An 8,397-nucleotide genomic window follows, 5' to 3' on the forward strand; every position below is an offset into this window, starting at 1 on the left:
TGAGTTGCTGTTTCTTGGCGGTACTGGCCCGCAGGGTCAAGGCCGCGCGCAAAATGCCCTGAGGACCGGGCCATTTGACGCAGAGATGTAGGGCTGAGTTGGAGCGGGTAGACGGAATCGAACCGACATAGCCTGCTTGGAAGGCAGGGGCTTTACCATTAAGCTATACCCGCTCAATGTTTCGCCTTCCTATGTGATGGCTAAGTGGGCGTCAAGAGCGAACCATCACTTGGGCAAATTGACCCGAAAGAAAGAGTTTTTCGTAGTTTGTGAGGAAGGTGTGAGCAAAGGCGTTCTCTTTGATATCGCAGGTGTTCTGTATCAGGGCGACAAGCCATTGGCGGGTGCTGCGGAGGCGGTTTCAACCATTCGCGACACAGGACTTCCGGTTCGCTTTCTAACGAATTCAACCCGACGACCGAAGCGTGTTATTCTGGATAAGCTACAAGGCTTCGGAATAGACGCAGATCCCGAAGAAATACTGACACCCGCTGCGGCAGCTTGTGCCTGGCTAGAGGAAAACGGTCTTGCGCCACATCTTCTGATCCATCCGGATCTGGAAGAGGATTTTGCAAAGTGCTCGAAATCTGGCCCCAAAGCGGTAGTGGTTGGAGATGCCGGCCGCTATTTTACGTATGAACGATTGAACGCAGCCTTTCGCCTGATCCAAGACAGTGCTCCCTTTCTTGCATTGGCCTCAAACAGAGTGTTTCGTGACGCAGACGGCGAATTGAGTCTGGATGCCGGCGCTTTCGTCCGGGCGCTTGAGTATTCGAGTGGAACGAATGCTCTTCTGTTTGGAAAACCATCGCCAGCGTTTTTCCACTCTGCCGCGCAAAGCATGGGGCTGGAGCCTGCTGAGGTAACAATGATTGGCGATGATGCCGAAAGCGATATCGCGGGTGCTTTGAGGGCGGGTTTAGGCGCGGCCTTTCTGGTTCGAACCGGAAAATACCAAACTGGCGACGAGGCGCGCTATAAACCGCGACCCACTGCAATAGCAGACGGTGTCCGTGCCGCTGTGGAACTTTTCACTGAAGGGCGCGATTGAAAGCGCCCGAAGGAGCATTGCACCGATGGGAACCGGCACACACAAACAAATAAGGTCAGTGCGGCAAACTTCGGCCCGAACAAGCTTTGACTTCAAACTTGGGTTGGCACACGACCCGCGGCGGGTCAGAACAGTCGAGCAAAATTAGGGCTTCTGCAAGTTCCGCCAGGGGTAAAAGAGGACACTGAAGTTCTCCGCGGACGGCCCGTAGCCGACATTCAGCACGGTATAGAATTTCCGCGGGCGCGGCCCGCTTTGCTTTCATTCACTGCAAATGCAAATTCTCGACATCTGCGAATTCACAGGATGCGGACTGTGCGGCCATCCGCATTTTCACTCCGAAGGACCGTAGCAGACCTTCGAAACGAGACTTTGCAAACCCAGAGGTTCGCGGCCCTACTTTCATCAAACTCTAATTTGCAACTCCACTAGATTTCTGTAAGCGCCTCAGCGATTTTGTCTGCGAGTACTTCAGGCTGGTCAACGCTCGGCCAATGTGTGGCGTTTTCTAAGATGACATGATTCATGTTGTTTTCTTCTAGCCAACGGACGGTGTCTTCGGGACAATTATCGGGATTGTACAAATATGTAACGTTAGCTGCGTGTTGCAAAACCTCACCTGGTACGTGATCTGATGAAAACTTCCGGGCGTCAATACCGAGCTGCCAAAGCGCTAAAGGATCGGCCTTTGAGACTTCGTCGCGATATCTTCTTATGATCGGTTCAGACTTCGCCATTTCATCCAGCCGCCCTAGAAACGCTTTGCGAAACTCTGCCGGACTAGCGTAGTCGGCCGCTGTCCCGGAAAAATAGGCATCCGCGGCTGTAATATTTCCTTCCAGAGAAACGATTTTAGTCAAAGGGCAGTCTGCCCGGCGGGCGGCCAAGGAAGCTATGATCGAGGCAACTGAATGGGCGACGATAGTTTCGGCCTCATACTTTGTTGCTTCATTTGACACGTATTGCGCGAGGGCTTCGAGTGTTGTTCCCTCAGCAAGAGGCGCAGCGCCAAATCCTGGAAGATTGATGGGCAACAAACGATGGCTGAAAGCAAGATGTGTCTCAGTCAATCCGTCAAACATGCTTCCATTGTCGCCGAAGCCGGCAACGAACAAAATGATCGGCCGATTGTCACGCACCCCTTTGAGTTTTCTTGAGTGTTCGGCACACATATCAATCTCCTAAACTCTGCGGGACGCGCAAAACAGGGCTCCAACGTGCAAGCTACTTTGTGCAAAGAAGGCTGTTGCGGTGTATCGGGAGCTTTCTAAAATTCCTATGGGAAGGACCTCAGCCGCAGTATTTTCGGACCTCGGTATCCCGAAGCCCCGTGGCTACAAGCATGCATCTGTTACGGGCTTCGTAGTAGTAGCCGCGGGCATACCACATGACCGCTTCGGGCTCATTTCCATCCGAAACCATCCAGGCACCGCGCAGGTATTTCACGGCGTATGTCAGATTGGTCTGAGCGTCCAAGAGGTCGGAAGGCTGTCCACGAAATCCCATCTGGCGCGCTGTGGCAGGTAGAATCTGCATCAGCCCGTAGTAGGGGCCATTTCGGACACTGGGGCGGTAATCACTTTCTCGTTGGATCACTCGGTGTACAAGGCTCCGCGGCACACCGTTTGCGTCCGCAGTTTCATTGATCATCACTCGCAGCTCAGGGGTTTCACCGGGATAAAGCCGGGTTAGTGGCTCTGCGGGTTGATTGCTACAAGCGGCAAGAAATAACGCCGCAACAATGAACGTGTTTCGCATCAGAATTCTCTTCCCATCAACTGTACGATTCATCAGCGCTCAACTGCGATTGAATTTCAATATCCCAGAAAATTGTTGAGCGACTTTTGGCCCGAATTGATTTGGCATCTAATATCGACGATGCACTCTCTTTTCAGTAACAATGTGCCTCTTTTTCTGACGCTCACGCAAAAATACAAACAGTCCTGACCCCAAGATCAGTGCGATACCAATGGCGACAGGCAGGTTTGGGAGCTCTCCCCAGATGACCCATCCCCAGAAAACGGCCATAGGAAGACCGACGTATTCAAATGGCGCCACCGTCGCCGCGTCTGCCATGCGGTAAGCCTGGCCGAGGCAATACCCGATGATTGCAGAATTGAATCCGAGCCCAATAAACAACCAGCGGTCAGTCCCTTCGGGCCAGACCCAGGCACGCAGCAAGAAGATCAAGCTTTCGTTTTCAAACGCGCTCGCAAAGCGCCCATCCCCTGCCACTGACCAGAACAACAGGCTGACAACGATAAAGCACGCCTGAATGTAAACAGCCATTGCTGAGGCCTTGGACTTTGCGCCCAAGAAACGAGTCATCACGTTGTTGAGGGCATAGGTGAACGCAGCAAGAACCGGAAGGGCATACATTAGCAGACTAACCTCACGCTCGCCGCCGGCCTCCCAGGGGCGGGTCATGATCACCACGCCCAAAAATCCCACAATCACGGCACCAATCCGCATCGACCCTACTCTTTCGCCAAGCAATGGGATACTCAGCAAGGTGATCATCAAGGGAGCTACGAAGAAAACAGCCGTGGCTTCCGCCAGGGGCATTACCGCGAGGGCTGTAAAGAACGTCAGATTGGCTACCACAATCAACAGACCGCGCAGAAGGTGAAGACCTGGCTGATCGGTTTTCAGGATGCGCCAACCGCCCTCCATCTGGACTAGGGCAAAGCTAAACCCGACTCCGATCAACGATCTTGCAAACACCATCTGGTGCAAGGGGTAACCGCCAGACAGGAATTTAATCAGCATATCATTGATAGAAATCGCCAATATTCCGATCAGTACGAACGCAATACCAACTGTCGGGTTTTGTAATTTTTGTACCGGTGTCATGGTGTGCCCTTTCATTGGGCCACTACCATGGGTCAGGGGGTAGATCACGTCGCTTTGCGACACGGTAAGTCGCGCAGCCTTGTCCAACTTAGGTCTTGTGCGTAGCTTTTGGAGCCATGTGCAACCTCTACTCCAACACCATCCCGGCCACAGCGATGCGCCAGCTGTTTGACGTGGCCGTTGAACGCGACAGGCTGGGGAATGCGGTACCATTGCCAGCCATCTACCCAAAGCACTTAGCCCCTGTGGTCAGGAAAGGCGACGAAGGTAAGCGTGAGTTGGTCCCGCTGAGCTGGGGCTTTCGTACGACAAAGAAGTCAAAGAAAACCGGCGCAATTATTCAACCGGGTGCCTGGAACAACGCACGTGATGACAAGGTGCGATCAAACGGTTTGTGGAAACAGAGCTTTGAAGAGAGGCGTTGCCTTGTTCCGGCTAGTTCGTTCTGTGAGGCTCAAGGAAGAAACCCTGCCACCTACCACTGGTTCGCCCTGAAGGGCGATGAAGACCGCCCGCCATTCGCATTTGCGGGTTTGTGGCAAAACTCGCGGTACCAGGGCGAGGAAGGGCCCGAGGAGGTTGTAACCTACACCGTCATCACCACGACGGCCAATGAACTGGTAAAGCCCATACACCCGCAGAGAATGCCGGTCATCCTCAAGCCGCAGGACTATGAGCAATGGATGGATGGCAACGCGGATGACGCATTCGAACTGCTGGAGCCCTTCAATTCGAACGAAATGCAAATTGTTCGGTCTGGCGAAGGTGAGAAGTCGGACCCAGCAGGAAGATTGCCGTGAAAATCGTATCGGGCGGGCAAACTGGCGTAGACTTGGCTGCCCTTGAGTTCGCTATCCAACGCGGTTTGAGCTACGGCGGCTGGGTTCCCAAAGGTCGCATCAACGAAGCTGGCCGCATTCCAGAGCGATACTTAGGTCTAACGGAAGCACCTTCGCCAGAACCAGACGTCAGAACCCGGCTCAACGTCGGTTCAAGCGACGCGACGCTTATTCTGACTGATGGATCAGAAAGCCCCGGCACGAACTATACTCATCAAGTTGCAATTGAGGTAGGAAAGCCGGTTTTGCGTATCGCGCTTGCAGATAAAAACCGTCTAGAAACTGAGCGGGTTCGGCAATGGGTCTCATCGATCAAGCCTTCGGTTCTCAACGTTGCCGGACCACGTGAATCTGAAGCACCTGGGGTATATTCAAAGGCGTTTGCTTTCCTGAGCGATGCTTTTTCGACCACCTAGGCCAGTTTCTCACACGCCCGAAGTTCTTAAAGGGCTGACCGGTAAACCCGACGGTATTAACAACTCCTGCGGTCCATTGATCGAAAATTCCATACTGCGACCATTGAGGTAGCGAAGAATGTCTTGTCACGCGATATGGCAAGATAGATGTCTGCTAAACCATTTCATTTTCACTATTCCCATACTCAGTGTATTTCGGAGTTCACGTGAATATTCCCTAATGTCCGACACCAACACTTGCCGAGGGTATTTTTCTTGACCGCCGACCGGCCCACATGGCTTATTTTTGCACCCAGTATATTTGTGACGGTGTGGTCAACCGGCTATGTCGGTGCCAAGTTCGGCCTCGGCTACATAGAGCCGATGACTTTCCTTGCACTGCGCTTTGCCTGTGTAGTGGTGATTATGGCCGGGTTGTTTGCCATCATGCGCCCACCGATACCAAAATCACCTAAAGAGTGGATACACTTGGCCATCGTTGGTTTTCTGCTGCAGGCAATGTATTTTGGCATGTGTTACATGTCCTTTGACGCAGGTTTGTCGGTTGGAACACTGGCCCTTATCCTCGCTATGCAGCCCATTTTGACCAGCCTGATCGCGCCGCGTTGGGCAGGTGAAAGTGTGAGCTGGCGGCAATGGGCCGGATTGGCCCTTGGCCTGACGGGGGCGGTTCTTGTCATTACTGCAACGTCCGAGGTTGCTTCACCAACACTGTTTGGTTTTCTTTTTGCCGCACTCGCCCTGATCGGGATTACCGGCGGCACCTTGTGGGAGAAACGCTTCGGAGTTTCGCACCATCCTGTCACTGCAAATTTGGTCGGGTTTACAGCGGGCTTGTTGGGGGTTTCGCCATTCATGGTCGCCTTTGAAACCATGCAAATCAGTTGGACTTGGCAGCTTATTGCGTCGCTGGTCTATCTCATCACTGCAAGTTCACTCATCGCCGTTGGCCTGTTGCTTGCCATGATCCGCGCCGGGGAGGTGTCAAAAGTTTCCGCGCTCTTTTTTCTAGTCCCACCGGGAGCGGCGGCTGTTGCTTGGCTGGTCCTCGGAGAAGTCATGCCGCCGATTGCTTGGGTTGGGATGGTTGTCGCTGGATTTGGCGTCTTCTTGGCGACTAATAAATCAAAGAAAACGTCCTGAGAGACATCGAATTTTCTGGACGCAAAACAACACCTATCATCAAATAAACAATCGACCGCTTGGACAAGATAAGTACTCAAAGTTGAACTTGGTGCGATTCTCACGAATTGGCGCTTTGTCCGCAAAGCCGTCACTCGCCTTCTGTCTCACAAACGAAACCTGCTGTTACGCCGACGCGGCTAGTATCAAGCAAAGCCCAATAACCGCTTTCGACTAAGACTCCGTTTGGAAGCATCACGAAAGTTATCACGCTAGCGCCGCGCTCGCCGAAGCTCTCTGACCTGTGGCACGCAGACAAACCGTTTCGTTGGTCATTGCACTTGAGCAACCATGTGCGCTTGATGTCGTGGTCATCCCAGGTAAATACACCCTGATCACCGGTAATGCTGTAAGTGTGATTTGGGCTGTCAGGGAGAGTGCAGGACACTTCCAAAGATATTGCCGCCGTACTAGCAAGCGTCAAAGCGGTCGCAGATAGAATGATCCTTTGCAAGGTTGACATGCGTCCATTGTGCATCGCTGCTGTTCCACCTTGCAAGCTCTGCAAACCCTATGGGTCGTTGGTGGCATCGGCCTTTGCATCTTGTCTGACGTCAGCGCCAATGGGACAGTTTAGGTCGATTTGATAAGAGAGGGTTTCTGGCTCATCGTAACCGCCAAGGAGTGGAGATGAGAAAGAAACCCGGAACCAAGCAGAGCCACGGTGAGAAGGTCGTAAAGGACATTCGCCGTGCGACCCGCAAACAGTATTCCGCAGAAGAGAAGATCAGGATCGTGCTGGACGGCCTAAAAGGCGAGGACAGCATTGCAGAGCTGTGCCGTCGTGAGGTCATCGCGCAGAGCCTTTATTACAGCTGGTCCAAGGAATTTCTGGAGGCCGGCAAGAAACGTCTGGCAGGCGACACGGCCCGCGCGGCAACTTCCACCGAAGTGAAGGATCTGAGACGGGAAGCCCGTGATCTGAAGGAGGTGGTTGCCGAACAGGCTCTTGAACTGCGGTTGCTCAAAAAAAGCATGATCGCGGATGGGGACGACGACGCATGAGATATCCCGCATCCGAAAAACTGGAAGTCATCCGCTTGGTTGAGCAATCGCATCTGCCGACCAAGCGCACTTTGGAGAAGCTGGGCATTCCGAAGACCACCTTCTATCGCTGGTACGACCGATATCTCGTCGGCGGCCCCGAGGCGCTTGAAGATCGTAGACCCACGCCGTCACGGGTCTGGAACCGCATTCCCACGCCAGTGCGCGAGAAGATCAAGGATCTGGCTCTGAAGGAAAGTGAGCTTTCCCCGCGTGAATTGGCTGTTCGCTTCACTGACACAGAAAAGTACTTTGTGTCAGAGGCTTCGGTCTACCGCATCCTCAAGTCTTACGATCTGATCACCAGCCCAGCCTATGTGGTTTTGTCAGCCGCAGACGAGTTCCAGGACAAGACAACACGACCGAACCAACTCTGGCAGACCGATTTTACCTATCTCAAGGTGATCGGCTGGGGCTGGTTCTATCTCAGCACGATCCTGGACGATTACAGCCGCTACATCATCGCCTGGAAGCTTTGCACGACGATGAAGACCGAGGATGTGACCGACACACTGGACCTCGCCCTGCACGCCTCAGGCTGTGATCAGGCAACGGTGCTGCACAAGCCACGTCTGCTCAGCGACAACGGGTCCAGTTACATCTCTGGTGAGCTTGCCGAATGGCTGGAAGATCAGAAAATGGATCATGTTCGAGGGGCACCATACCATCCGCAAACTCAGGGAAAGATCGAGCGCTGGCACCAGACGCTCAAGAACCGCATCCTGTTGGAAAACTACTATCTGCCCGGTGATCTCACGCAGCAGATTGACGCCTTCGTCGAGCACTACAATCACCGGCGTTATCACGAGAGCCTGCAAAACCTCACGCCCGCTGATGTCTACTTCGGACGCGGGCAGACCATTCTAAAACAACGAGAAAGGATCAAACGAAAGACTATCGAAACCCGGCGCTTGCTTCACCGCAAAACCGCCGCATAATCAATCTAACCAGATGAGACAGATACTCTCTTAGATCACGCCGCCATCCGTCCCAAAACCCCTGACAACGGACA

Annotated in this window: 8 protein-coding genes and 1 tRNA gene; 5 read left to right on the forward strand and 4 right to left on the reverse strand. The window is 53.3% G+C overall.

Annotated features, from left to right (window positions below; genetic code table 11):
• Nucleotides 1-99 precede the first annotated feature (99 nt).
• Nucleotides 100-173, reverse strand: a tRNA-Gly gene (locus ACP15L_RS20485).
• A 107-nt stretch (nt 174-280) separates the two neighbouring features.
• Between ACP15L_RS20485 and ACP15L_RS20490 the strand changes: the two genes are divergently transcribed.
• Nucleotides 281-1,051 carry a TIGR01458 family HAD-type hydrolase gene (locus ACP15L_RS20490; RefSeq protein ID WP_425085590.1) on the forward strand — a complete coding sequence of 257 codons (771 nt, stop codon included), beginning with the start codon at nt 281-283 and terminating at the stop codon, nt 1,049-1,051.
• Nucleotides 1,052-1,479: 428 nt separating this feature from the next.
• Here the strand turns inward: ACP15L_RS20490 and ACP15L_RS20495 are convergent, their stop codons facing one another.
• The 3 genes from ACP15L_RS20495 to ACP15L_RS20505 form a co-directional block, all read right to left on the reverse strand.
• Nucleotides 1,480-2,223 carry an alpha/beta fold hydrolase gene (locus ACP15L_RS20495; protein ID WP_425085591.1) on the reverse strand — a complete coding sequence of 248 codons (744 nt, stop codon included), beginning with the start codon at nt 2,221-2,223 and terminating at the stop codon, nt 1,480-1,482.
• A 118-nt stretch (nt 2,224-2,341) separates the two neighbouring features.
• Entirely contained in the window at nt 2,342-2,809 is a 468-nt protein-coding gene (locus ACP15L_RS20500; protein WP_425085592.1) for a transglycosylase SLT domain-containing protein, read from the reverse strand.
• Nucleotides 2,810-2,917: 108 nt separating this feature from the next.
• Nucleotides 2,918-3,904: a DMT family transporter gene (locus ACP15L_RS20505; RefSeq protein WP_425085593.1), complete on the reverse strand. Its 987-nt coding sequence runs from the start codon at nt 3,902-3,904 to the stop codon at nt 2,918-2,920.
• A 116-nt stretch (nt 3,905-4,020) separates the two neighbouring features.
• On the opposite strand from ACP15L_RS20505, the gene ACP15L_RS20510 reads away from it, so the two are divergent.
• The 4 genes from ACP15L_RS20510 (at nt 4,021) to ACP15L_RS20525 (ending at nt 8,323) form a co-directional block, all read left to right on the forward strand.
• Entirely contained in the window at nt 4,021-4,704 is a 684-nt protein-coding gene (locus ACP15L_RS20510) for an SOS response-associated peptidase (protein ID WP_425085594.1), read from the forward strand.
• Complete coding sequence (locus tag ACP15L_RS20515) at nt 4,701-5,159, forward strand: putative molybdenum carrier protein (protein ID WP_425085595.1); 459 nt, start codon at nt 4,701-4,703, stop codon at nt 5,157-5,159. Before ACP15L_RS20510 ends, ACP15L_RS20515 begins: the two co-directional genes overlap by 4 nt.
• Before the next feature lie 255 nt (nt 5,160-5,414).
• A complete protein-coding gene (locus ACP15L_RS20520) occupies nt 5,415-6,302 on the forward strand; it encodes a DMT family transporter (protein WP_425085596.1) in 888 nt (295 codons plus the stop codon).
• Between the two features lie 669 nt (nt 6,303-6,971).
• A protein-coding gene (locus ACP15L_RS20525) for an IS3 family transposase (RefSeq protein ID WP_425084199.1) occupies nt 6,972-8,323 on the forward strand; the annotation gives its coding sequence in 2 pieces (ribosomal slippage) (nt 6,972-7,308 and nt 7,308-8,323; 1,353 coding nt in all).
• The last annotated feature ends 74 nt before the right edge of the window (nt 8,324-8,397 follow it).

The organism is Ruegeria profundi (genome assembly GCF_049800715.1).
Classification (GTDB): Bacteria; Pseudomonadota; Alphaproteobacteria; order Rhodobacterales; family Rhodobacteraceae; genus Ruegeria; species Ruegeria profundi_A.